Genomic DNA, 25,187 nt, shown 5'->3' with positions numbered 1-25,187 from the left:
GCCGGTCGGGCGGCTGCGAAGATGGCAGGGTGGAAGCCGCACAGCCTGCCGATCGCGTACCCGCCGACCCGACGCCGCCGGACGGCCAGCCGCCGGTCGCCCCGACCCGGGCCGCCGCCGTACCGGAGGGGGAACCGGCGCTGGTCGAGCCCGCCGGCGCGGCGGGGGCGCCCCCGCCCGACGGCGTGGCGGAGACGGGCGAGCGGCCCGCGCCGCCGCCGGCGATCGACACCCGCAAGTCGGAACGCTCGCCGAAGGACATGGCGATCTCGCTGCTCGTGCTGCTGGTCCCGATCGCCCTGCTGATCGCCTTCTACCGGGGGTTCCTCGGCGGCGAGCAGCCGACGACCGTCGACCCGGCGCCCGCCATCGAGTCGGCGCGGGCCGCCAACGCCTTCCCGGTCAGCGAGCCGGCGGAGCTGGACGACGGGTGGCACACGGTCAGCGCGAACTTCCAGACCGCCGAGGGCGGATCGAGCCTCCGCCTCGGCTACCTCACCCCCGAGGGGCGGGGCGCCCAGCTGGTGCAGAGCAGCGTGCCGCCGGAGCGGCTGCTGCCGACCGAACTGACCGCCGAGGGGCAACCGCAGGGTCAGACCGACCTGGGCGGACGCACCTGGCAGCGGTACACCGCCCGCGGCAACGAGCAGGCGCTGGTCCTGCTCGAACCGAACCGGACGGTGATCGTGGTCGGCGACGCCCGGGACAACGAGCTGCGGCACCTGGCCACCGCGATCCGGTAGCCCGCCCCGGGAAACCGCCCCCCGGGTGTCGGACGGATCGGCTACGCTGCCCCGGCTCACTGCCCGGCGGCTGAGTCCTGCCGCGTGCTTTCCGTTTCCCGAAGAGAGACAACTGTGAACATTCGACGGTGGAGCGTCGGCGTGCTCGCCGCCACCCTGCTCGTTCCCGGCCTGACTGCCTGCAAGTCGGACGATCCCGCGCCGGCCGGTGCGGGCTCGGCAGCGTCGGCCGTGCCCGCCGACCCGAAGGAGGCGCTCATCGCCTCCACCAAGGAGCTCGAGAAGGGCAACTTCACCTTCACCCTGGCCGGTGACGGGCTCAGCGGCAAGGGCCTGGTGCACAAGCCCAGCAACAGCGCCCAGTTCAGCATGAAGTTCGACGACGGCTCCGGCTCGTCGATGGGCATGGAACTGATCTTCATCCAGCCGGACAGCTGGGTGAAGCTGGACCTCGGCGAGCTGGGTGCCATGATCCCGGGCGCGGAGAAGATGAAGGGCAAGTACCAGCACCTCGACCAGTCCAAGGTCAAGGACGCCGGTGAGCTCAGCCGCTACATGGAGCAGGCCGACCCCGCCGGCAGCGCGATGCTGACCAAGGGCATCACCGACGTGGAGAAGACCGCCGAGGGCAGCTACGCCGGCAAGCTCGACGCGTCCGCCGCGACCGACTCCTCCGCCGTGGACGCCGACATGGTCAAGGCCCTGGGCGCGCAGGCCAAGGCGCTGCCCTTCACCGCCAAGGTGGACGCCGAGGGCCGGCTCACCGAGCTGGTCATCTCCGTGCCGAGCGCCGGCGAGACCAAGGCGCACGACATCAAGGTCACGTACGCGGACTACGGCAACGCCACCGCAGCCCAGAAGCCGGCGGCCGACAAGGTGGTCGAGGCGTCCCCCGAGACGTACGAGATGTTCAAGAAGTAGCACCGGCACACGGAACGGGGCGGCCTCGGCCGCCCCGTTTCCGCGTTCCCGGGGTCACCCGACCGGGGCAACCGGACATCCCGGTGATTGTGCGACGCGGCGACAGGGAACAGGAGTGGGGCGAACCCGGGCCGGGTCGCCTCCGGCAGCCGGCCCGGCGGGGTTCGTGCGGCGCAGCCGACGTGGTGCGTCGCCCGGTTTCCGGCCGCCGCCAGGTGCGTCGGGTGACCCACGTGGGAGACACGTATGACTGTTCGACGCCTGAGCGCCGGCCTGGTGGCCGCCGCCCTCTTCACTCCCGGCCTGGCCGCCTGCAACGCCTCCGGGACCCCGACGGCGGGCTCGTCCGCCTCCCCGTCCGTCTCGGCGTCCGGCACGCCCGCCTCCGGCAGCGGGGCCCCGGCCTCCGGTAGCGCGGCCCCGGGGTCCGGCGACGCCAAGCAGGCGCTGCTGGCCTCCACCCGCGAGATCAGCAACGGCAACTTCCGGTTCACCATGTCCGGCGTCGGCTCGACGGCCGAGGGGCGGGTGCACGAGCCCACCCAGAGCGCCGAGATGCGGGTGACGATCGGCAAGCCGACCGACGACCTGTTCATGAAGCTCGACCTCGTCCACTACAAGCCGGACAGCTGGGTGAAGGTCGAACTCGGCGGCACGACCGCCAGCAGCGTGCCGGGGGTGCAGAAGCTGAACCTCGGCAAGTACCAGCACCTGGACCAGACCCGGATCAAGGGCAACCGGAACCTCGGCTTCGACTTCGACAAGGTCGACCCCGCCGGCAGCGAGGTGTTGACGCAGGGCATCACGGAGGTACGCCAGACCGGCGACGGCGCGTACGCCGGCACCATCGACGTGTCGAAGGCGGCGGAGGCCGGCTCGGTGGACCCGACGGTGATCACGGCGCTCGGTGCGCAGGCGAAGTCGGTGCCGTTCACCGCGAAGCTCGACCCGCAGGGCCGGCTCAGCGAGATGGTCATCCAGATCCCGGCCGCCGGCCAGAGCAAGGCGCAGGACATCCGGATCACGTACTCGGACTACGGCAACGCCACCGCCGCCCAGAAGCCCCCGGCGGACCAGGTGGTCGAGGCCCCCGCCGAGCTCTACAACCTCTTCAACTGACCCCACCCGCCCCGCCGGCTCCGGCCGCGTCGCAGCTGCCGGCCGTGTCGATCATGCAGTTGTGGTGGGCGACACAAGGTGCAGAACGCCCTGTATCGCCCACCACCACTCCATGATCACCGGCGAGCCCGGCGTCCGCGCGGGGTGGGGTGAGGGGGTCAGGGGGTCGGGTCCTGGCGGGCGGCGTCGATGCGGGCGCGGGCGCCGTCGAGCCAGCGCTGGCAGGTGTCGGCGAGCTTCTCGCCGCGCTCCCAGAGCGCCAGTGACTCCTCCAGCGTGGTGCCGCCGGTCTCCAGCCGCTCGACCACCGACGCCAGCTCGGCGCGGGCCTGCTCGTAGCTGAGCGGTTCGTCCTTCTTCTCGTCAGTCATCGCTGCCATCCCACCACATCGTGATCCCGTCGTCGTTCAGCCGTCGACCGTCGCGGCCAGCTCGCCGTCGGCGAGGCGTACCCGGAGCGGATCGCCCTTGCCGACCTCCGACGCGGCGCGTACGACGTGACCGTCGGCGCGCTGGACGATCGCGTAGCCCCGGTCGAGGGTGGCGGCGGGGGAGAGGGCGCGCAGCCGGGCCAGGGTGTGCCGCAGGTCGTCGTCGGCGGCGGCGAGCCGGTGGTCGAGGCAGCGGCCGGCCCGCTGGCGCAGCCCGTTGAGGTCGACGAACCGCTGGTCGACCATCACCTGCGGGCGGGCCAGCACCGGCCGGGAACGCAGTCCGTCGAGCCGGTGCGACTCGCGGTCCACCAGGTTGCGCACCGCGCGTTCGAGGCGGTGGCGGGCCTGGCGGATGACGCGTACCTCCTCGGTGAGGTCGGGCACCACGCGCTTGGCTGCGTCGGTCGGGGTCGAGGCCCGTACGTCGGCGACGTAGTCGACCAGCGGCGCGTCGGTCTCGTGGCCGATCGCGCTCACCACCGGCGTGCGGCAGGCGAAGACGGCCCGGCAGAGCGCCTCGTCGGAGAAGGGGAGCAGGTCCTCGATGCCGCCGCCGCCCCGGGCGATGACGATCACGTCGACGGTCGGGTCGGCGTCCAGCACCTTGAGCGCGTCGACGATCTGGGGAACCGCGCTCGGCCCCTGCACGGCCACGTTGATTGTGCGGAACTCCACCGCCGGCCAGCGCCGGCGGGCGTTGGTCAGCACGTCGCGCTCGGCGGCGGAGGCGCGGCCGGTGATCAGCCCGACCCGGTTGGGCAGGAACGGGGGCCGGCGCTTGCGCGCCCGGTCGAACAGCCCCTCGGCCGCGAGCAGCTTCTTGAGCTTCTCCAGCCGCGCCAGCAGCTCGCCGAGGCCGACCTGCCGGATCTCGTCGGCGCGCAGGCTCAGCGTGCCCCGGGCGGCGTAGAACTCCGGCTTGGCGTGCAGCACCACCCGGGCACCCTCGCGCAGCTCCGGCGCGCCGACGTCCAGGACGTCGCGGTTGGTGGTGACCGTCAGGCTCAGGTCGGCCGACGGGTCACGCAGGGTGAGGAAGACGGTGCTGGCGCCCGGCCGGCGGCTGATCTGCGCCACCTGCCCGTCCACCCACACCCAGCCCAGCCGGGCGATCCAGGCACCGACCTTCTGGCTGACCACCCGGACCGGCCACGGCTCCTCGGACGTGCTCCGCCCCACCTCACCTGTGCTCACCCGCCCCACCCTACGGCCCGCCCCGGACACTCCCGCGCGGCTCGACGGGCGGCACCCGGGAGCCGGCCCGGCGGGGCGGGCGTCGCGCCAGGTGCGCCCGTCCGGCCGGGTGCGGGCCGTGGTGGCGGCGGTCGCGGCCCGTGTCGCCCCACGGGGCGACACGTACGATGGGTGGGTGACTGAGGCTGAAGTGACGTCCCGGACCGGCAAGCGCGTGATCCTGGCCAAGCCCCGCGGCTACTGCGCGGGCGTGGACCGCGCGGTGCAGACCGTGGAGGAGGCACTCAAGCTCTACGGCGCCCCGATCTACGTACGCAAGCAGATCGTGCACAACAAGCACGTCGTGCAGACCCTGGAGGCCCAGGGCGCGATCTTCGTGGAGGAGAACGAGGAGGTGCCCGAGGGCGCCACCGTCATCTTCTCCGCGCACGGGGTGGCCCCCGAGGTCTACGAGCAGGCCCGCAGCCGCTCGCTGCGGGCCATCGACGCGACCTGCCCGCTGGTCACGAAGGTGCACCAGGAGGCGAAGCGGTTCGCCGCCGAGGACTACGACATCCTGCTGATCGGCCACGAGGGGCACGAGGAGGTCATCGGCACCTCCGGCGAGGCACCCGAGCACATCCAGCTCGTGGACGGTCCGGAGGACGCCGACACGATCACCGTCCGCGACCCGAACAAGGTCGTCTGGCTCTCCCAGACCACCCTCTCGGTCGACGAGACGCTGGAGACGGTGGCCCGGCTCAAGAAGCGGCTGCCGATGCTCCAGTCGCCGCCCAGCGACGACATCTGCTATGCCACCTCCAACCGGCAGCACGTGGTCAAGGAGATCGCGCCCGAGTGCGACGTGATGATCGTCGTGGGCTCGACCAACTCCTCCAACTCCGTACGCCTGGTCGAGGTCGCCCTTGACGCCGGCGCGCGCGCCGGTTACCTCGTCGACTTCGCGCACGAGATCGACGACGCGTGGCTGGCGGGGGCGCGTACGGTCGGCCTGACCTCGGGCGCCAGCGTCCCCGACGAGCTGGTCCAGGAGGTGCTCGCCCACCTCGCGGCGCGCGGCTTCACCGACGTCGACGAGGTGGTGACCGCCAACGAGCGGCTGACCTTCTCGCTGCCGCAGGAGCTGAAGCGGGACATGAAGGCAGCCGCCGCGGCCCGTGGCTGACCGCGAGGGAACGGCACGCGGCCCCGCTGCGTCAGACAAGGGTATGAGGACTCTTCGGCTCGCCGTCTCCGCGCTGGCCGTCTGCGTGGCGCTGAGCGCCTGCGGCGGTCAGGGCGGTGCCGGCGACACCCCCACCCCGACCCCGACGGGAGCGCAGCCGGTGACCAGCCCGCCCAGCCCGGATCCGAGCATCCCCGGAGTGACCCCGACCCCCGGCGACCCGGTGGATCCGACGGGGCCGGCCCTGCCCCCGCCCCCGAGGCCCAGCAACGCGCCGACGAAGCCGCCGACCGGCGGCACCACCCTGACCGGGACCGTCACCTCCGGGGTGGAGCCCAACTGCCTGCTGCTCGACAACTACCTGCTGGTCGGCGGCCCACGTGACCTGCTGAAGCCGGGCGCGAAGGTCACGGTGACGGGCCGGGTCCAGCGCGACCTGCTAACCACCTGCCAGCAGGGCACGCCCTTCCTGGTCGAGACTGCCCGCCGGGGCTGAGCCGACACAACGGGCGGAGCCCGCCCCCGGGTGGGGGCGGGCTCCGGTGTTCCGGTGCGGGACGGGTCAGTTCACGGTGCCGATGGAGACGGCGCCGCGGCCGACGACCGCGCCCTCGGTGGTCACCACGGACAGCTCACCGAAGAGCGCCCGACCGGCGACCGGGGTGGACTGGGCGGTCACCGTACCGGTGAGGGTGGCGGTGGCGCCGTGGGCCAGGTTCAGCGGGGTGGCGGGCGCCGAGAGGGTGCCCAGCGCCGCCGCCGAGAACGAGTCCCGGTAGTCGTAGGCGGTGCTGCCACCGGCCCCGTCCACCGCGTAGCCCTCGACGACCACCCGGTAGGTGCCCGCCGGCGGGTTGTTGATGGTCACGGCCTCCTCGGAGTCGCCGTCGGCGGCCCGACCGACCTCCGCGGTACCGCGGAAGACGTAGAGGTCGAGGTCGGCCGCGGCGCTGGCCGGGTTGCCGATCCGGGCGGTGAAGCGGGTCGCGCCCGCCGGCACCTCCACGGTGTACTCCTGCGACGCGCCCTCGGCGATGGTGGGCCGCTCGGCGTGGACGCTGGAGAGCGGGCCACCCTGGCCGGTCACCGCGACCGGGCCGAAGGTGTTGGTCAGCGACCAGGTCACCGGGGTCGCCGTACCGGCGGTGACCGCCGGCAGCTCGACCACGGCCGGCTCGACCGCGACACCCTGCACCCGCGCCGTGAGCTGGAACGGGTTGTTCAGCGACGGCGAGGTCCGACGGGACTCCACCTCGATCTCCCAGACCCCGGCGATCGGGTTCTGGTAGTCGCGCTCCTGCGGCTTGCAGGCGTTGGCGTCGGAGAAGTTGGTGTAGCAGGCGAGGCTGGAGGTGCTCTCCACCGGAACGCCGTACGGGTTGAAGGCGATGAACCGGGTCTGCGAACCGGTGGCGATGCCGGAGAGGTTCACCTGGAGGGCGCCCGTGCCCGGCGGAACCGTCACGAAGTACGACGTGAAGCCGTTCCGGTCGACCGAGCCCTCGGCCGAGAAGGAGAAGTTCGGCTTCTTCACGTCGTTCGAGGCCACCACGACGGTGGAGACCTCGAAGTCGACGACCGAGGTGGCCGGGTCGTCGATCGTCATGATCGCGCCGTGCGCGCCAGCGGTGGCGGGCTTGGCGGTGACCGAGACGGTGACGGTCTTGTTCAGCGGGAGCGAGACGATCTTCGGCGCCTTGAAGGTGCCGTCGTTGCCGCGCAGACCCACGTTGTGCTTCACGGTGCCGGCCGGCCCGCTGGTGCGGGTCAGCTTGACCTGGTAGCTCTTCGACTGGCCGATCCGCTGCCCACCCTCGGTGGAGGCGCAGCGGTTGTAGAGGCCGGTACCCCGGTTCGGGGTGCCCAGCTGACCGGACAGGACGGTGCAGACCGGGGCCTCGGAGGTGTAGGAGCGCGTCTCCACGCCCTTGCGCAGCAGCTTCCACGCGCCCGGCACGTTGAACATGCCGTAGCCCTGGGCGTACGTCGGAACGTCCGCGATCGGCTTGGCCGAGGTGTAGATCGCCCGGCGCAGCGCGGCCGGGGTGACGCCCTTGTCGGTCGCCTTGGCGGCCGACAGCAGCAGCGCGGCGGCGCCGGCGGCCTGCGGGGAGGCCATCGAGGTGCCGTTCAGCATCGCGTAGCCCGGGGGCAGCGCGTAGCCGGCCTCGGGGACCGCGTTGCCGGGCTGCCAGGTCGGGGCGGTGGAGATGGCCGAGCCGGGGGCGGCGATGTTCGGCTTGACGCCGCCGTCCTCGCGCGGGCCACGGGAGGAGAAGTTGAACAGCGCGTTCTTCTTCTTCACCGCGGAGCCGTAGTTGGCCAGCCAGGTGTCCTTGCTGATGCTCGCCGCGACGCTGACCACGTTGGCGGCCACCGACGGGTCGCCGATGGTGTTCAGGCCCGGGCCGGAGTTGCCGGCCGAGATGAACATCTGCACGCCGTAGGTGGTGATCAGGTTGTTGTAGAGCTCGGCGCGGGCGTTGTTGCCGTCGTTCAGCGCCGGCAGGCCGCCGATCGACATGTTGACCACGTCGACCTTGCGGTTGATCACCAGGTCGGCCATGCCGGTGGTGAGGGCGGCGTACGTGCAGCCGCCGCCCCAGGAGCAGGCGCGGGCCGAGACGAGCTTGGCGCCGGGCGCGGCACCGTCGAAGGCGCCGTTGCCGAGCATGTCGTTGGCGGCGGTGATGCCGGCGACGTGGGTGCCGTGGGTGCTCTCGACGATGCCGATGTTGACGTAGTCCACCAGGCCGGGACCGCCGATGGGGGCGGTGTCCACGTCCTCGCGGTACTCGACCACGAACGGGATCCGCTCGACCACCGGGGTGGCCGCGTTGTCGGTGCCGAAGTAGCCGACGTCGAACTTCTCCTTGTACGGCCGCATCATGGCGTCGTCGGTGAAGTCGTTGTTCTGGTTGACGTCCACCCAGATGTTGTGGGTGGCCGGGTCGTAGAGGATGCCGAACGTGTCGGTCCGGTCCCCGTCGCGGTTGATGTCACCGGCCGGGTCGCTGGCAGCCGTGATCGACTCGGCGAACCGGTTGAACCGGTAGGTGCCCGCCGGGGCCGTCCAGGTCGCGCCGCCGGAGGTGAACGTCGGACCGGTCACCTCGGTGAGCATCGGGCGCCAGGTGGCGTCCTCGAACGGGTCCGTCGCGGTCACCCAGTCGACGATCTTCCGCTCACCCGTGGTGGTCTTCTGCAACGCCGGGTGACCGAGGTCCACACCGGAGTCCATGATGCCGATCGTGACGCCGCGGCCGTCCCACTGGGGGTTCTTGGCGACGAAGTCGACGGCGCCGATCTCGTTGGTCGGCATGTAGGGGTTGGCGGCCGGGGTGTCGGCCCCGGGGCCGGGCAGCGTCGCCGCCTGCTTCGTGGCCTTCTTGCCGGAGGGGGCGACCTCGGGCGTCGGGTCGGGCAGCTGGATGGTCTCGTCCAGGTCGACGGCGGAGACGCCGGGCAGCGTGGCCGCCTTGACCACCTTCGAGGTGGGGACCTTCGCCAGGACGTAGCCGATGCTGTCGTAGCGCTCGGTGACGGCCGCGCCCAGGTTCTTGAGGTCCGCGGCGACGTCCTGCGCCTCGCCCTTCTTGGTGGCCACGATCAGGGTGACGGTCGGGGCCTTCTTCGCCTCCGCCTCGGCGAGGAGCTTGGCGTCGTGCGAGCCCAGCGCCTCCACAGGGGTGGCCTGGGACGCGTCGGGTGCGGCGGTCGGTGCGGCGCTCGCGGTGGCGGCACCACCGGCCACCGTCACCGCGCTGGCCGCCACGACCGACGCGAAGAGCGCGGCGGAGGTCCGCCGGCTCAGGTTTCGGGGTTTGCTCACGTTCTCTTTCCTCCAGAGAACAGGGCCCTCAGATGCAGGGCACGCGTGAGGCGAATCCTTCGCGCTGCCGCTGGGCACTGTCACTAGCGTGGAGTTCGTTGTGACCACTTCGTGACATGGGTGGCCGTCCATTGTCACATCGGCGATGGTAGGTATCGGTCGTCAGTCCAGTGTGAACCGACCGGTCGGTGCCCCGGCCTCGGCGTTTCCGAGCAGCTCCGGGGCCTGCGGCTGACGGGGTGCCAGCTCGACCTGCGCCGGCGCGGCCAGCTCCTGGTCGGAGACCCCCAGCTCGGCGAGCTTGCGGGCGCTGACCAGCACGCGCGCCTCCAACGACCCGACGGCCCGGTTGTACGCGGTCACCGCGCCGCTGAGCGACGCGCCGAGCTTGCCGACGTGCTCACCCAACGTCGACAGTCGCCCGTACAGCTCGCGGGCCAGGGAGTGCACCGCCACCGCGTTGCGCGCCAGCGCCTCCTGCCGCCACGAGTAGGCGACCGTACGCAGCAGCGCGACCAGGGTGGCCGGGGTCGCCAGCACCACGTTGCGGGCGAACGCGTGCTCCAGCAGCGTCGGATCGCGCTGCAACGCGACGTCGAGGAACGGGTCGGCCGGCACGAAGAGCACCACGAACTCCGGCGTGCTGTCGAACGCGGCCCAGTAGGTCTTGGCGGCCAGCGCGTCCACGTGCGCGCGCAGGTGCTTCGCGTGCGCGTCGAGATTGGTGTTCCGACCCCGCTCGTCGCGGGCCTCCATCGCCGTCAGGTAGGCGTCGAACGGCGCCTTGGCGTCCACCACCACGGACCGGCCGCCGTGCAGCCGCACCACGAGGTCGGGACGGACCCCCTGGTGGTCGGTGGCGGCGGTGACCTGCTCGGAGAAGTCGCAGTGCTCCAGCATGCCGGCCGCCTCGACGATCCGGCGCAACTGGTGCTCGCCCCAGCGGCCCCGCACCTGGGGTGCCCGCAGGGCCGCCACCAGCTGCTTCGTCTCGGTACGCAGCTCACCCGAGACCGTGCTCATCGCGCGGACCTGCTCGCGCAGTTCGGCGTACGCGTCGACCCGGTCGTGCTCCAACTCGGCGACGCGCTGCTCGTAGCGGCGCAACGTGTCGTGCAGCGGGGCGACGGCGCGGGCCACCGCCTCCTGGGACTGCGCGGTGGCCTCGTAGCTCAGCGCCCGCATGGACTGTTCCAGCCGCCCTTCGCCCTCCCGGGTGGCCCGCAGCGTGGCGTCCAGCCGGGCGATCTCGGTCGCCGAGCGGGTCCGGGCGGCGTACCAGCCCACCGCACCCCCGGCGGCGAGGCAGACGATCACCACGGCCAGCGTCGAGAAGTCCACCCCCGGAGCTTGCCAGACCGGCGCGCCGCGCGCCGCCGTGCCGCTCCCGCGCGGACCGTGCCGCTCGCCGGCGGGGCGGTGCCGTTCCCCGGCAGGGGCGTGCCGCTCGCCGGTGCGGGCCTGGCCCCCGCCCGCCGGCCCCGCTGCGCGGCGCCGATCCCAGGCGTGGCACTGGCCTGGCCTGGGTAACGTCGCTGCCATGAGATATCTGCCCCTGCTCATCCTCGTGGTGCTGCTGGTGGGCGCGTTCCTGTGGTGGCGCCGGGAGAGCGCCGCGCGGGAGGCGCGGCGCCTCGCCGACGTACGGGCCGACGCCCAGCGGTGGTACGAGCGGCTCGGCGGCCAGGTGATGAACCTGCACGGCGACCACCCGGCCGTACGCCAGGCGCTGGTCGACGCCGGGGAGCGCTACAACGCGGCCGGCAGCCAGCTCGAGCAGGCCCGCAGCGTCGAGCAGTTCCGCCTCGCCCGGGAAACCGCGCTGGAGGGGCTGACGTACGCGCGGGCGGCCCGGGTGGCGCTCGGCATCGACCCCGGTCCCGAGCTGCCGCCGCTGGCCGCCGCACAGGGTGCCGGGCGGCTCACCCGGGAGCGTCAGGTCGACGTGCAGGGGCAGACCTTCAAGGCCGGGCCGCAGCCCGGCCGGGACACCCCCTACTACTACCCGGGCGGGCGCTACCAGGGCCGGCCGGTGCCGGCGGGCTGGTATTCCACCCCGTGGTGGAAGACCGCCCTGGGCGCCGGCGCGGGCGTCCTCGGCGGCATCCTGATCGCCGACGCGCTCTTCTCGCCCGGCTTCGCCGATCCCGGGTACGGCTACGAGGCCGGCTACCAGGAGGGCTTCGGCGACGCCACCGGCTTCGGCGAGCAGGGCGGCGAGGTCGGGGGCGACTTCGGCGGTGGCGGTGACTTCGGTGGGGGCTTCGGCGGCGGCGACTTCGGGGGTGGCGACTTCGGCGGCGGCGACTGGTAGCACCAGCGTCGGGCGGGCTCGTCAGTGGCGGGTCGGCCGGGACACCCTCCGGCGCGCAAGGCGCGGGAAGGTGTCCCGGCCGCCGCTCAGCCCGTGTTGCGCATGCCGGCGGCGATGCCGTTGACGGTGGTCAGCAGCGCGCGCTCGAGCGCCGTACCGTCGTTCGGCGCGCGCCGGCCACCTGGCGCGGTGGCCACCGCCCGGCCCGCCGCCCCGGACTCCCGGTACTGGCGCAGCAGGGCCACCTGGAGGTGGTGCAGCGGCTCCAGGTAGGTGTCGCGGACGGCCAGGGTGCGCTGGAGCACGGGGGAGTTCTCCAGCAGGGCCGGCGAGGAGGTCACGGCCAGCACCTCCCGCTGGGTCAGCTCGTACTCCTGCTCGATCTTGTGGAAGATCGGGTGCAGCTTCTTCGGCACCAGCGTCTCGACGTAGCGGCGGGCGATGCTCAGGTCGGTCTTGGTGAGCATCATCTCGACGTTCGACAGGAACGTGCGGAAGAAGTGCCAGTTGCGGTGCATCTCGGCCAGCACGTCCTCCAGGCCGGCCTCCCGCGCCGCGGCCAGGCCCGAGCCGACCCCGAACCAGCCGGGCACGATCTGCCGGGTCTGGGTCCAGCCGAACACCCACGGGATGGCGCGCAGACCGGCGAGCCCGGCGCCCGTGTTGGGCCGCTTCGCCGGGCGGGAGCCGATGTTCAGCGCGCCGAGCAGCTCCGTGGGCGTCGACGCCCAGAAGTACGCCGGCAGGTCCGGGTCCTCGACCAGCGACCGGTACGACCGGAAGGCCGAGTCGGAGACCAGCTCCATGGTGGCGTCCCAGCGCTCCAACATCTCGGCGGGCTGCCGGGGCGCGGTGTGCAGCAGGGTGGCCTGGAGCACCGCGGCCAGGGTCAGCTCCAGGTTCTCCCGGGCCAACGACGGCAGGGAGTACTTGTCGGAGATGACCTCGCCCTGCTCGGTGACCTTGATCGCGCCGTCCAGGGTGCCGTACGGCTGGGCCAGGATCGCCTCGTGCGTCGGCCCGCCGCCGCGACCCACGGTGCCGCCGCGGCCGTGGAACAGCCGCAGGTGCACCCCGTGCCGGGCGGCCACGTCGCGCAGCGCGCGCTGGGCCCGGTGGATCGACCACTGGCTGGTGGTGATGCCGGCCTCCTTGTTGGAGTCGGAGTAGCCCAGCATCACCTCCTGCACGTCGCCGCGCGCCGCGACCAGCGCCCGGTACGCCGGCAGCGAGAGCAGCTCGTCGAGCAGTTCGCCGCCCGCGTTCAGCTCGGCGGGGGTCTCCAGCAGCGGTACGAACCCGATGCGGGACCGGCCGCTGTGCACGTCGACCAGGCCCGCCTCGCGCGCCAGCACCACGGCGGCGAGCACGTCGTCCACGCCGAGCGTCATCGAGACGATGTACGACTCGATGACCTCGCCGCCGAACCGGTCCTGCGCCTCGCGGATGGTGCCGAACACGTCGAACGTCTTGCGGGTCGCCTCGGTCAACGGGGTGTCCACCGTGGAGAGCGGCCGGCGCCCGGTCAGCTCGTCGGCGAGCAGCTTCGTGCGTTCCTGCCGGCTCAGCGACGGGTAGTCGGAGACCTCGCCGACGGCCGCGTAGAGCTGGGCGAGCACCGCGTGGTGCGCCTCGGCGTGCTCCCGGACGTCCATGGTCGCCAGGTGCAGCCCGAACGCGGAGACCGTACGGATGGTGGAGGCGAGCCGGCCCACGGCGGTGAGCTGCCCGGCGTTGCGGGCCAGTGAGGCGCGCAGCAGCTCCAGGTCGGCCACCAGCTCGGCGGAGCCGCGGTAGTCCCGCCCGGGCACGTGCGCGGTGCCCTGGCGCAGCCGCTGCCGGGTGTTGGCCAGCTTCGCCTTCACGCAGCGGGCCTTGAGCCGGTAGGGCTCCTCGGCGTTGACCCGGCGGAACCGGGCCGCCACCTCGGGCAACGCGTCCAGGTCGGCGGCGAGGCTCGCGGAGAGGTCGAGCGACACCCCGCGCAGCCGCCGGGACACCGACACCTCGTCGATCAGGTGGTCCATCGCCTTCTCGGTGGCCGCGATGCCGTGCTCGTGCTGGATCGTCAGCACCTCGCGGGTCACCGCCGGGGTGACGAACGGGTTGCCGTCGCGGTCGCCGCCGATCCAGGTGCCGAAGGACAGCGGCCGGGCCGTGGGGGAGGTCTCCACGCCGAGGGTACGCAGCGTGTCGGCGAGGTCGTCGAGGACCTGCGGGGCGGCCTCGGCGTACAGGTCGCGCAGGTAGTAGATGGCGTTGCGGGCCTCGTCGGTCGGGTCCGGGCGGTCGAGCCGCAGCTCGTCGGTCTGCCACATCAGGTCGAGCAGTTCGGCGAGGCGGCGGTTGGCCGGGCCCTCGTCGCTGGCGCCGTAGAGGATCGCGTTGGCGGTCTCGGTGTCCAGCTCGTCGGCGATGGCGCGCAGCTTGGACAGGATGGACCGGCGCGCCGCCTCGGTCGGGTGGGCGGTGAAGACGGGCCGTACCGCCAGCCGCCGCGCCGCCGCGGCGATCTCCTCGGCGGGCACGCCGCGCTCGGCGATCATCTTGGCCGCCTGGTCCAGCCACCCGCCCTGCACCGCTCGGCGGCGCCGCAGCTCCCGGGCCCGGTGCACCTGCTCGGTGATGTTGGCCAGGTGGAAGTAGGTGGAGAAGGCGCGGGCCAGCTTGGTGCCGGTGGTGACGTCCAGGCCGGCGAGGCGCTGCGCGGCGGCGGGGGCGTCGGAGCGCACCTGGGCGCGGATCTCCTCGACGAGGTCGAGCAGTGGCCGGCCCTCCTGGCGGGCGAGGGTCTGCCCGAGCAGGGTGCCGAGGCGGCGGATGTCGGCCCGCAGGGCGGCGTCGGGGCCGTCGTGGTCGTGCTGGTCGGTCACGATGCGCTCCTTACGCGAGTACGAAGGACAGCGCTGTCCGACTCCCTGGATCGTATCCGCGTCCCCCGCCGGGAAGGAGGGGGACCCGGGCAATCGCCCGGGGTACGGCAGGTGGCCCTTCCTCGCGTCTCCGCCGGTGCCGGGCGCGTCTTCGCTGGTGGAGCCGGGTGCGGTGCGTCGACCGGCGCGGCGGCGCGCCTGGAACGGGGTGGCGCTGAGCACACCCGCCACGCCCTGCGACGTCCAGATGGTGAGCCCGGCGATCGGCCAGCCGGTCGAAGTAGCCGACGGACTTGAGCGGGTCGGTGGCCCGGCCGGGGACGCCGTCGATCAGGTGAGCTGGCAGCGGCCCGCGCTGTAGTGGGCCACCGCCGCCATGATCTCCGCCTCGGGCCGGTCGGCGAAGTTGAGCGTGGCGACCAGCCCCGAGCCGTAGAAGGCGTTCAGCGCCGCGCCGTCCAGCGCCGTGAACGCCCCGAGGTTCTGGAGCACCCGTGCGTCGCGCGGCGTGACCACCAGCATCTTCTCCAGGCTCCACCGTCGGCGGGAGATCTGCGCGACGCCCTCCCAGGGCAGCCAGATCGCCTGGCCCCGGGTCGGTCGGGTGCGGATCCAGAGCCCGGCCGGGCCGAGCGCCAGCACCGGGCCGCCGGAGCCGATCAGCCAGAGCTGGATCCCCAGCGGCACGGCGATCAGGGCCAGCAGGCACCCCACCACGGCGAGGAGGCCGACGACGGACTGGGAGCGCAACTGCGGGTCGGCCGAGTTCACCACGCCGAGGCCGGCGCAGCAGGCGATCGGGAGGATGAGGACCAGCACCACCCCCATCATCAGCAGACCGCGCTTCACGACGTTGGGGCGTACCACGAAGGGCTGGTCCTCCGGGATGCGCCTGGTCACCGGCGGCGGCACGGGGGCTCCCCACGGGCCGCCGGGCGGCGGCCCGTGGTGGAAGGGCTGCGGCGAATGTCCGGCGGGGGTGCTCACGCGGCCTCCGAATGCTCGATCGACTTCGGCGGGGCCAGCCTAGAGGTCCTCTGCCAGTGCCCCGGCGGGTCGGACGAGGAGAAAACCGGTGGAGCCGGTCGGTAGCGTCCGATCATGACGTCGCCGAGCTATCCCCCCAAGCCCCGCCCCGGAGACCGGGTCGCGGTCGTCTCGCCCTCCGCCGGCCTGCCGGCTCTCTTCCCCCACGTGTACGAGCTGGGGCTGCGCCGGTTGCGCGAGGAGTTCGGCCTGGAGCCGGTGGAGTACCCGACGACCCGGGTGCTCGGCGCCGACCCCCGCGACCGGGCCCGGGACCTGACCGCCGCCTTCGCCGACCCGACGATCACCGCCGTGCTCGCGACGGTGGGCGGGGACGACCTGATCACGGTCACCCCGCACCTGGACGACGCCGTGCTGCGGGCCAACCCGAAGCCGTACTTCGGCTACTCCGACAACACCAACGTCCTCAACCACCTGTACCGGCTCGGCATCGTGTCCTACCACGGCGGGTCGGTGCTGGTGCACCTCGGGCGGCCGGGCAGCCCGCACCCGCTGACCTTCGACTCGCTGCGCGCGGCCCTGTTCACCTCCGGCTGGTACGACCTCACGCCCGCGCCGCAGTGGGGCGACCGGCCGAACGACTGGCACGACCCGGCGGCGCTGGCCGACGAGCCGGAGATGCTGCCGGGCGAGGGCTGGCGCTGGCAGGGGCCGGCGACGGTGGTCCAGGGGCGCACCTGGGGCGGCAACCTGGAGATCCTGCACTGGCTGCTGGCCGCCGACCGGGTACCCGCCGCCGGGGAACTGGCCGGGTCGGTGCTGATGGTCGAGACCTCCGAGGAACTGCCCCCGGCCACCGAGGTGTTCCGGATCCTGCGCAACATGGGCGAGCGCGGGCTGCTCGCCGGCTTCCCGGCGGTCCTCGTGGGCCGGGTGAAGGCGTGGGACTTCGAACGACCGCACAGCCCCGAAGAGCGGCGCGCCTGGGCCGACGCGCAGCGGGAGGCGGTCAGCCGGGCGCTCGCCACGTACGCGCCGGACGCCGTGGTGGTCTTCGACGTCGACCTCGGCCACACCGACCCGCAGCTGATCGTCCCGTACGGCGGCGAGATCCGCGTAGACGCCGTCGAACGCCGCATCTCGGTCCGCTACTGACCCGCCTCCTTCCGCCCGAGCGCCCCGCCTTCGCGCCCGAGCGCCCGCCCGCTCCTAGCGCCCGCCCCTAGCGCCGAGCACCCGCCGCGCCGCCTCCGGGTGCGAGTGCCTCGTGATCAGGACGCCATGGACGTTACGCGGCTGTTTTAAGGTCCATGGCGTCCTGATCACCGTCGGCTGGGCCGGCGCTCGTCGATTGCGTCGGTGACGAGCCGGACGGTTTGGGCGGGGTGCCGCAGTACGTCGTCCGCCGTGAAGCGCAGCACCAACCAGCCCGCCGCGCGTAGTGCGTTGAGCCGAGCTACGTCGCGCTGGAAGTGGACACGTTCCCGGTGGTGGTCGCCCTCGTACTCGATGGCGATCCGCCACCGGGGGTAGGCGAGGTCGACGCGGCCGAGGAGGACGCGTCCTCGCTGCGCGTGGGCGCCGTGCACGTCGTGCTGCGCGGTCAGGGGTGGCAGCCCGGCGTCGTGCAGGAGGAGCCGGAGCCGCGTCTCCATGGGGGACTCACTCAGTGGCTCGGCCAGCACGAGCACCTCGCGCAGCCGGGCGGTGCCGGGCCAGCCCTTGTGCGTGTCCAGGTAACTGCTCAACGCGGGGAGCCTCGCCACCCGCCGATGCAGCAGCGCGTCCACCGCGACCAGCGCGTCCGTCCGGGGCAGCTGTCGCCCGAGGTCGAAGGCCGTGCGGACGCCGGTGGTGACCGGCAAGCCGGCGATCCGGGTGATCTCCCGGGCGGAGAGCGACCGTTGGTCGACCACCACTCGTGGAGTGGTGCGTCGGCGGGCCCGCCCCGGAAGCGTGACGAAGACCGGGCTCGCGCGTGGGAGGAGGTCCGCGCCCCAGAGGAACGCCGCGCTGAGACCGCTGATGGCCGCCCCCGGCGGCAGGGTCAGGGCGACGGCGTCGCACCACATCCTGTGGTCCTCCTCGCGATGACCGTCGACGTGGACGTAGATGTCGGGCAGCAGCCGACGCCAGGACGGTCCGCGAAGCATCCGCCAGGTGACGAGGCCGGCGGCGACGGCCCGGCTGCCGGAGAACGGGAGGAACGTCAACTCTCTGGGAACGTGCGGTGCCCGTGGCATTCGGGCAGCTTGCGGTCACGGCCCGCTCGCGCGCCGACCCGAAAGCCGATCCCGGGGTGTTGTCGCAGGGGGCTGTCGCTCGACACCACCACCCGAGCCCCGGCCGCAGGTTGGCGGGGGCGGCGGCGGGGCGGCAGGTCAGGTGGGGTCGAGGACGGCGAACGCCCGTACCGGGAAGGTGCCCATGCCGGCCACCATCGGCGGGGCGGCCGTGAACCGGAAGCCGGTCGGGGGCAGCGCGTCGAGGCCGGTCAGGTGCTCCACGACCGGTACGCCGGCGGCCAGCAGCGCGCTGTGCGCGGGGCGCTCGCCGGCCGCCGCCGGGCTCATGTCGTCGATGTTGATCGAGTCGATGCCGACCAGGGCGGCGCCCGCGTCGACCAGGGCCCGGGCGCCGTCCCCCGTGAGGTACGGCGCCTCCGGCGCGCCGTACCGGCCGGTGCCGAAGTGCGCCGACCAACCGGTGTGCAGCAGCACCGCGTGCCCGGCGACCTCGTACGGCGCCAGCAGCAGCCGGTCCACCGCGCGGGTGCCCGCCGGCACCCGGACCACGACGCCGGGCAGGTCGGCGAGGCGCTCCAGCCCGGTGGCGGCGAGGTCGGCGCCGTCGGCGAAGCGGTGGGCGGGCGTGTCGACGTACGTGCCGGTGTTGGCGATCATGTCGATGCGCCCCACCTGGAACTCGGTGCCGGGGGCGTAGTTGGCCCGGGACGCCTCCCGGGTCAGCCACTCGGTGATCCGAGGCGCCGGCCAGCCCGGCAGGGTGGTCATGCCGTCGGTGACCACGTGGCTCAGCTCGACCAGCCGCCGGGAGTTGCCCTCCGGGCCGGGCCGGGCCGGCACGCCCCGGCCGCCCTTGTGCGGTTCCTCGATCATCGTCCGGCCGGTGATCCGTACCTCGGCCACCATGAGCAGCCCGAGGTGCCGGACGAACAGCGCCGCCAGTTCGTCGTCGGTGATGTCGGGGCCGGGGACGTCCAGTCGGAACCCGTCCGTCCGCAGCCCGCCGCCGTTGGCGAAGGTGACCTCCGCGTCGAACTGTGCCCGCCACTGGTTGTCCATCAGCGCAGCCGATCACGGCCGGTCGCCCTCGTCAAGATCCTGGCTGGCCGGCCGGCTCGGGCAGGGTCCTCGCGGCCCCGGGCCCGGCCGCCGGCACGTTTAGTGATCAACCGGCGAGCCACAGCGCCGCGCGCCCGCCGGAGTGCCGTACAGGGGGGTGTACGACACCGCCGGCGGGTGGCGACGGCAGTTCGCCGCCGCCGAGGTCGCAGCCGGGTGGAGCTGCGGGCCTCCCCGAAAAGGTCCGCGCACCCCGACCGCCGCTGCGGCGGCTCGATCCCGGCTGACGGATTCCATGGTCGTCCGTCGGGCGGTCGCGGGTCTTGAACATCGATGCTCGGTTCGTCGCCCACTCGGCCTCGGCCCCGACCGGCCCGCGATCCCGCCGCCCTGTGGCTCCGACGCCAGCAGCCGGGACCCGGCGCGGAGGGCGGCGGGTCGGTCAGTCGCGGGTGAGCAGGCGGCGCAGGCGGGCCGGCGGGTGGCCGACGTGCTCCCGGAGCACACGGGTGAGGTGGGCCTGGTCGGCGAAGCCGTGCTCCGCCGCCACGGCGCGTAGCGGTCGGTCGTCCGCCTCCGCGAGGGTGTCGAGCACCGCGCGGACCCGTAGCCGGTTGCGGTACGCGGTGAGGCTGCTGCCGGTGACCCGCTGGAACACCCGGCTCAGGTGGTGTGGTGAGGCGCCCACTTCCCGCGCCACCTGGTCGAGCGTGAGGGAGAAGTCGCGGACCATGAGCACCTCCCGGGCCCGGTCGGCGAGGCGACGGTGGGCGGCCGCGGTGGCGGGGCGCTGGTTGACGACGCGCCCCAGGTCCGCCCCCGGTGGCTCGGCCCGGCCGTTGACGAAGTCGAGCACCCTGCCGAGGAAGCCGTGCAGTCGCTCCGCCATCTCGAACGGGTCCAGCCCTCGCCGGAACTCCGTGACGAGCATCCGGTGTGCCAGGTCGAGCGCCGTGTCCGAGGTGCCGTCCCAGCCGGCGGTCGCCAACCAGCGCGCCCCGCCCCGGTGTTCGGCGAGGACCTCCGGCTCGATCTCCAGGCGGGTGAACGTGTCGCAGCCCAGCGGGTGGGACACCTGCAGCTCGTCGCCTGGCCGGGTGAGCAGCAGCGAGGTGGCGTCCGAGAACGTCGTACGACCGTTGATGCGCCGCCGGTAGGCGCCCGACCAGCCAAGGCTGACCTCGTGACGCAGCAGGACCGTCGGTGCCGTCCAGCCGCGCTTTTCGACGCCGCAGCGCACCTCGGAGATCGAGATCCCCGCCGGGTGACCCAGCACCCGCCAGCGGCAGGGCGTGGTCGTTCGGGGTGGGTCGCTGCCGACTTTCTCAGTCATCCGTCCTCCCCCTCGGCTGACCGTCGCGGACCATCGACGAAGCGTACGCGGGAGTGGCTCGCACGTTCGGAGAAATAGTGTCGGCGGGGAGAGGCGCGGAGGGCGGTGGGCGGGTCGGTCAGTCGTGGGTGAGCAGTCGGCGCAGGTGGGCCGGGGGGTGGCCGACGTGGTCCCGGACCACGCGGGTGAGGTGGGCCTGGTCGGCGAAGCCGTGCTCGGCCGCCACGGTGCGCAGCGGCCGTCCGTCCGCCTCCGCGAGGGTGTCGAGCACCGCGCGGACGCGCAGCCGGTTGCGGTACGCGGTGAGGCTGCTGCCGGTGACCCGGTGGAACACCCGGCTCAGGTGGTGCGGAGAGGCGCCCACCTCCCGGGCCACCTCGTCGAGGCCGAGCGAGAAGGCACCGGCGGCGAGCACCTCGCGGGCCCGGTCGGCCAGGCGGCGGTGGGCGACCTGGGTGGCGGGCCGCCGGCCGATGGCGCGTGCCAGATCGGCCCCCGGTGGCTCGGCCCGGGCGTCGGTGAGGTTGAGCACCCCGTCGAGGAAACGGTGCAGCCGCTCCGACATCTCGAACCGGTCGATTCCGCGCCGGAACTCCGCGATGAGCATCCGGTGGGCCAGGTCGAGCGGCGCGTCCGAGGTGCCCTCCCAGCCCGCGGTGTCCAGCCAGCGCGCCCCGTCCGGGCGGTCGGCCAGCACCGCCTCGTCGACCTCCAGGCAGGTGTACGAGTCGCCGCAGCCCATGGGGTGCGACACGGACATCTCGTCGCCGGGCCGGGTGAGCAGCACCGAGGTGGCGTCCGAGAACGACGTACGACCGTTGAGCCGCCGCCGGTACGCCCCGGACCGGCCGAGGAGGACCTTGTGGGTCAGCTCGGCGGTCGGTGCCGTCCAGCCGTGGTTCTCGACGATGCAGCGCACCTCGTAGATCAGGATGCCGTCCGGGTGACCCAGCACCCGCCACCGGGCGGGCGTGGTCTTGCGGCGCGGGTCGCTGCCGATTCCCTCAGGCATCCGGTCCCCCCTCGGGTGGCCCTGCGCGGATTGTCGACGATCCAACCTACGCGCGGGTGACTTGTCCGGCCGGAGAGATAGTGTCGACCGGTGGCCCCCCGTCCAGCCGGACGAGGGGTGATCGTCGTGTCCTCCCGCTGGAAGTGATCCCATGCTCACCGGTCTGTTCTCCGCCGCCCTGGCCGATCCGGGGCTGGCCCGGGCACGTGACCTGGCGCGCTCCGGTGCCGCGCAGGTCGACGGCCTCGACATCACCGCGCCGGCCGCGCTGCGTCCCTTCGCGGTCGCCGCGGTCGCGGCCGACGAGGCCGGCGGGCCGGGCGGCGGCGCGGGTCGTCCGGTGCTCGCCGTGACCGCCACCACCCGGGAGGCCGACGACCTGGCCGCCGCGCTGGGCAGCCTCCTCCCACCCGGGCAGGTGACGGTGTTCCCGTCCTGGGAGACGCTGCCGCACGAGCGCCTGTCGCCCCGCTCCGACACGGTCGGCCGGCGGCTGGCCGTGCTGCGCCGGCTGGCGCACCCCGGGGCGGCCGACGCGCACGGCCGCACCGGCGGGCTGCGGGTGGTCGTGGCACCCGTCCGGTCGCTGCTGCAACCGCAGCTCAAGGGCCTCGGCGACCTGGAGCCGGTGCAGCTCGCCGCCGGGAAGGAGGCCGACCTGGAGGAGGTCGCCCGCCGCCTGACCGACATGGCGTACGCGCGGGTCGACCTGGTCACCAAGCGGGGCGAGTTCGCCGTGCGCGGCGGCATCCTGGACATCTTCCCGCCCACCGACGAGCACCCGTCGCGGGTCGAGTTCTGGGGCGACGAGGTGGAGGAGATCCGCACCTTCGCCGTCGCCGACCAGCGCACCATCGAGCAGGTGCCGACGCTGTGGGCGCCGCCGTGCCGGGAGCTGCTGCTCACCCCGTCGGTGCGCAAGCGGGCCGCCGCCCTCGCCGAGGAGCACCCGGAGCTGGCCGAGATCCTCGACAAGCTGGCCGAGGGCATCCCGGTCGAGGGGATGGAGTCCCTCGCCCCGGCGCTGATCGGCGCCGACTCGATGGAGCTGCTGCTGGACGCCATGCCGGCCGGCACCCACGTGCTCCTCTGCGACCCGGAACGCATCCGCACCCGGGCGCACGACCTGGTGCGTACCTCCGACGAGTTCCTCCAGGCGAGCTGGGCCGCGGCGGCCGTCGGCGGCCAGGCCCCGATCGACGTCGGCGCCGCCGCCTTCCGGACCCTGGCGGAGGTACGCGCCGTCGCGGCGAAGCTGCGCCAGCCCTGGTGGACGCTGTCGCCGTTCGGCCTCGTGGAGGCGGACGCCGCCCCGGCGCGGCAGCCGTGGGAGGACGGGCCGGAGGCGTACGACGTCACCCCCGACGACGCGATCGCGGTGACCCTGGCCGCGCAGCCGGCCCCGCTCTACCACGGCGAGACCGCCCGGGTGGTCGACGACCTCAAGCGCTGGACCGGCGAGGGCTGGTCGGTCGCGCTGGTCTTCGAGGGGCACGGTCCCGCCCAGCGGGCGGTCGAGGTGCTCCGCGACGCCGGCCTCGGCGCGCGGCTGACGGAGGAGATCCCGACCGCGCCCGCCCCCGGTGAGGTGCTCGTCTCCTGCGGCAGCCTGACCAGCGGCTTCGTCGACGAGGCGTCGCGGTTCGTGCTGCTCACCGGCAACGACGTCACCGGCGGGCGGGGCACCTCCACCCGCGACATGCGCAAGATGCCGAGCCGGCGGCGCAACACCATCGACCCGCTGGAGCTGAAGGCCGGCGACCACGTCGTGCACGAGCAGCACGGCATCGGCCGCTACGTCGAGCTGGTGCAGCGCACCGTGAACGGCGCCTCCCGGGAATACCTGGTCATCGAGTACGCCCCGAGCAAGCGCGGCCAGCCCGGCGACCGGCTCTTCGTCCCCACCGACCAGCTCGACCAGCTCTCCCGCTACGTGGGCGGCGAGCAGCCCACCCTGCACAAGATGGGCGGCTCGGACTGGCAGAAGTCCAAGGCCCGGGCCCGCAAGGCGGTCAAGGAGATCGCCGCCCAGCTCATCCAGCTCTACGCCGCCCGCAAGGCGTCCAAGGGGCACAACTTCGGCCCCGACACCCCGTGGCAGCGGGAGCTGGAGGACGCCTTCCCGTGGCAGGAGACGCCGGACCAGCTCGCCGCCATCGAGGAGGTCAAGCGGGACATGGAGCAGACCGTCCCGATGGACCGGTTGATCTGCGGTGACGTCGGCTACGGCAAGACGGAGATCGCGGTACGGGCGGCGTTCAAGGCGGTGCAGGACGGCAAGCAGGTGGCGGTGCTGGTGCCCACCACGCTGCTGGTGCAGCAGCACTACAACACGTTCGCCGAGCGGATGAGCCAGTTCCCGGTGACCATCAAGCAGCTCTCCCGCTTCCAGACGCCGAAGGAGGCCGAGCGGACCCTGGAGATGGCCGCCGCGGGCACCGCCGACATCGTCATCGGCACCCACCGGCTGCTCCAGGCGGCCACCCGGTTCAAGTCGCTCGGCCTGGTCATCGTCGACGAGGAGCAGCGCTTCGGCGTCGAGCACAAGGAGCACCTGAAGACGATGCGCGCCTCGGTCGACGTGCTGAGCATGTCGGCCACCCCGATCCCGCGCACGCTGGAGATGGCGATCACCGGCATCCGGGAGATGTCCACCATCGCCACCCCGCCGGAGGAGCGGCACCCGGTGCTCACCTTCGTCGGGGCGTACGACGAGCGGCAGGTGGCCGCCTCCATCCACCGCGAGCTGCTTCGCGACGGGCAGGTCTTCTACCTGCACAACCGGGTCGAGTCGATCGACCGGACGGCCCGCAAGCTGCGCGAGCTGGTGCCCGAGGCGCGGGTCGCGGTGGCACACGGCCAGATGGGCGAGGAGGCCCTGGAGAAGGTCATGGTCGGCTTCTGGGAGAAGGAGTTCGACGTGCTGGTCTGCACCACGATCGTGGAGTCCGGCATCGACATCCCCAACGCCAACACCCTCATCGTGGAGCGGGCCGACCTGCTCGGCCTGGCCCAGCTGCACCAGATCCGCGGCCGGGTCGGCCGGGGCCGGGAGCGGGCGTACGCGTACTTCCTCTACCCGCCGGAGAAGCCGCTCACCGAGCACGCCCACGAGCGGCTGGCGACCATCGCCCAGCACACCGAGCTGGGCGCCGGCATGTACGTGGCGATGAAGGACCTGGAGATCCGGGGCGCCGGCAACCTGCTCGGCGGCGAGCAGTCCGGGCACATCGAGGGCGTCGGCTTCGACCTGTACGTGCGGATGGTCGGCGAGGCGGTCTCCGCGTTCAAGGGCGAGCGCCCGGAGGAGGAGACCGAGGTCAAGGTCGACCTGCCGGTCGACGCGCACCTGCCGCACGACTACGTCGGCGTGGAGCGGCTGCGCCTGGAGATGTACCGCAAGCTCGCCGAGGCGCGCGACGCCGAGCGGCTGCGCGAGGTGGTCGCCGAGATGACGGACCGCTACGGCGAGCCCCCGGCCCCGGTGCAGAACCTGGTCGCGGTGGCCCGGTTCCGCCTGCTGGCCCGCCGCTACGGCCTCACCGACGTCTCCATGCAGGGCAAGCACATCCGCTTCGGGCCGTTGCCGCTGCCCGACTCGAAGCAGCTGCGGCTCAAGCGCTACCACCCGGACTCGGTCTACAAGTCCGCGCTCGACCAGGTCAGCGTGCCCCGGCCGAGCACCCGGCGGGTGGGCGGCGAGCCGCTGCGCGACCAGGCCCTGCTGGAGTGGTGCGCCCAGCTCCTCTCCGACGTCCTGGGCGAGCCGGCGACGGCGGCAGCCCCCGCCCGGTGAGCGGCGGGCGCCCGGTGGGCGGCGATCGCACGCCGGTAGGGCGGGCCGGCGGGTCAGTCGCGGGGCCCGGGCGGCCCGGGGCGGGCACGCGCGGACGCCGGGGGACGGGCGGCGGGCAGACCGGTGGGCGGCGTCACGCTGGTCCCGGGTGGCATGAGA

Annotated in this window: 18 protein-coding genes; 8 read left to right on the top strand and 10 right to left on the bottom strand. The window is 73.3% G+C overall.

Annotated features, from left to right (window positions below; translation table 11 throughout):
- The first annotated feature begins 29 nt into the window (after nt 1-29).
- The 3 genes from GA0070610_RS23130 to GA0070610_RS23120 all read left to right on the top strand — a co-directional run bounded on the left by GA0070610_RS23130 (nt 30) and on the right by GA0070610_RS23120 (nt 2,783).
- Nucleotides 30-743, top strand: coding sequence for a DUF4245 domain-containing protein (locus GA0070610_RS23130; protein ID WP_089001994.1), 714 nt, complete (start codon nt 30-32; stop codon nt 741-743).
- A gap of 114 nt (nt 744-857) precedes the next feature.
- Nucleotides 858-1,664 carry a hypothetical protein gene (locus GA0070610_RS23125; protein ID WP_089001993.1) on the top strand — a complete coding sequence of 269 codons (807 nt, stop codon included), beginning with the start codon at nt 858-860 and terminating at the stop codon, nt 1,662-1,664.
- Between the two features lie 246 nt (nt 1,665-1,910).
- Nucleotides 1,911-2,783, top strand: a complete 873-nt coding sequence (locus tag GA0070610_RS23120) for a hypothetical protein (RefSeq protein WP_089001992.1) — start codon at nt 1,911-1,913, stop codon at nt 2,781-2,783.
- Between the two features lie 158 nt (nt 2,784-2,941).
- Here the strand turns inward: GA0070610_RS23120 and GA0070610_RS23115 are convergent, their stop codons facing one another.
- Both GA0070610_RS23115 and xseA read right to left on the bottom strand, forming a co-directional pair.
- Nucleotides 2,942-3,154 (bottom strand): exodeoxyribonuclease VII small subunit, encoded by a 213-nt coding sequence (locus GA0070610_RS23115; protein ID WP_089001991.1) that lies wholly within the window; start codon nt 3,152-3,154, stop codon nt 2,942-2,944.
- Nucleotides 3,155-3,190: 36 nt separating this feature from the next.
- Nucleotides 3,191-4,357, bottom strand: a complete 1,167-nt coding sequence (gene xseA / locus GA0070610_RS23110; RefSeq protein WP_392567340.1) for an exodeoxyribonuclease VII large subunit — start codon at nt 4,355-4,357, stop codon at nt 3,191-3,193.
- Between the two features lie 229 nt (nt 4,358-4,586).
- On the opposite strand from xseA, the gene GA0070610_RS23105 reads away from it, so the two are divergent.
- Nucleotides 4,587-5,576 (top strand): 4-hydroxy-3-methylbut-2-enyl diphosphate reductase, encoded by a 990-nt coding sequence (locus tag GA0070610_RS23105; RefSeq protein ID WP_089003682.1) that lies wholly within the window; start codon nt 4,587-4,589, stop codon nt 5,574-5,576.
- A 43-nt stretch (nt 5,577-5,619) separates the two neighbouring features.
- Nucleotides 5,620-6,072, top strand: a complete 453-nt coding sequence (locus GA0070610_RS23100) for a hypothetical protein (RefSeq protein ID WP_089001989.1) — start codon at nt 5,620-5,622, stop codon at nt 6,070-6,072.
- Nucleotides 6,073-6,138: 66 nt separating this feature from the next.
- Here GA0070610_RS23100 and GA0070610_RS23095 read toward each other — a convergent pair whose 3' ends face one another.
- Nucleotides 6,139-9,408 (bottom strand): S8 family serine peptidase, encoded by a 3,270-nt coding sequence (locus GA0070610_RS23095; RefSeq protein ID WP_089001988.1) that lies wholly within the window; start codon nt 9,406-9,408, stop codon nt 6,139-6,141.
- Between the two features lie 162 nt (nt 9,409-9,570).
- Nucleotides 9,571-10,749 carry a DNA recombination protein RmuC gene (locus GA0070610_RS23090; RefSeq protein WP_089001987.1) on the bottom strand — a complete coding sequence of 393 codons (1,179 nt, stop codon included), beginning with the start codon at nt 10,747-10,749 and terminating at the stop codon, nt 9,571-9,573.
- A 199-nt stretch (nt 10,750-10,948) separates the two neighbouring features.
- Here GA0070610_RS23090 and GA0070610_RS30955 point away from each other — a divergent pair, with 199 nt between their 5' ends.
- The gene (locus GA0070610_RS30955; RefSeq protein ID WP_172896580.1) at nt 10,949-11,722 is read left to right on the top strand and encodes a hypothetical protein; all 774 of its coding nucleotides are present in this window, start codon (nt 10,949-10,951) and stop codon (nt 11,720-11,722) included.
- Nucleotides 11,723-11,808: 86 nt separating this feature from the next.
- Here GA0070610_RS30955 and ppc read toward each other — a convergent pair whose 3' ends face one another.
- Together ppc and GA0070610_RS23075 are read right to left on the bottom strand one after the other, a co-directional pair.
- Nucleotides 11,809-14,595, bottom strand: a complete 2,787-nt coding sequence (ppc, locus tag GA0070610_RS23080) for a phosphoenolpyruvate carboxylase (protein ID WP_089001985.1) — start codon at nt 14,593-14,595, stop codon at nt 11,809-11,811.
- A gap of 330 nt (nt 14,596-14,925) precedes the next feature.
- The gene (locus GA0070610_RS23075) at nt 14,926-15,582 is read right to left on the bottom strand and encodes a hypothetical protein (RefSeq protein ID WP_157747217.1); all 657 of its coding nucleotides are present in this window, start codon (nt 15,580-15,582) and stop codon (nt 14,926-14,928) included.
- Nucleotides 15,583-15,696: 114 nt separating this feature from the next.
- On the opposite strand from GA0070610_RS23075, the gene GA0070610_RS23070 reads away from it, so the two are divergent.
- Nucleotides 15,697-16,737, top strand: a complete 1,041-nt coding sequence (locus GA0070610_RS23070; RefSeq protein WP_089001983.1) for a S66 family peptidase — start codon at nt 15,697-15,699, stop codon at nt 16,735-16,737.
- 167 nt (nt 16,738-16,904) lie between these two features.
- Here GA0070610_RS23070 and GA0070610_RS23065 read toward each other — a convergent pair whose 3' ends face one another.
- The 4 genes from GA0070610_RS23065 to GA0070610_RS23050 all read right to left on the bottom strand — a co-directional run bounded on the left by GA0070610_RS23065 (nt 16,905) and on the right by GA0070610_RS23050 (nt 21,232).
- Entirely contained in the window at nt 16,905-17,795 is an 891-nt protein-coding gene (locus GA0070610_RS23065; protein ID WP_231925781.1) for a DUF559 domain-containing protein, read from the bottom strand.
- Nucleotides 17,796-17,963: 168 nt separating this feature from the next.
- Complete coding sequence (locus GA0070610_RS23060; protein WP_089001981.1) at nt 17,964-18,887, bottom strand: cyclase family protein; 924 nt, start codon at nt 18,885-18,887, stop codon at nt 17,964-17,966.
- A gap of 442 nt (nt 18,888-19,329) precedes the next feature.
- A complete protein-coding gene (locus tag GA0070610_RS23055) occupies nt 19,330-20,220 on the bottom strand; it encodes a helix-turn-helix domain-containing protein (RefSeq protein ID WP_089001980.1) in 891 nt (296 codons plus the stop codon).
- Between the two features lie 118 nt (nt 20,221-20,338).
- Nucleotides 20,339-21,232 (bottom strand): helix-turn-helix domain-containing protein, encoded by an 894-nt coding sequence (locus GA0070610_RS23050; protein ID WP_157747216.1) that lies wholly within the window; start codon nt 21,230-21,232, stop codon nt 20,339-20,341.
- A gap of 151 nt (nt 21,233-21,383) precedes the next feature.
- Between GA0070610_RS23050 and mfd the strand changes: the two genes are divergently transcribed.
- Nucleotides 21,384-25,028, top strand: coding sequence for a transcription-repair coupling factor (mfd, locus tag GA0070610_RS23045; RefSeq protein WP_089001978.1), 3,645 nt, complete (start codon nt 21,384-21,386; stop codon nt 25,026-25,028).
- The last annotated feature ends 159 nt before the right edge of the window (nt 25,029-25,187 follow it).

The sequence above is a fragment of the Micromonospora echinofusca genome, assembly GCF_900091445.1.
GTDB lineage: Bacteria > Actinomycetota > Actinomycetes > Mycobacteriales > Micromonosporaceae > Micromonospora > Micromonospora echinofusca.
Note: the sequence above shows the minus strand (reverse complement) of the source record. Positions and strands in the feature narration are given on the sequence as shown.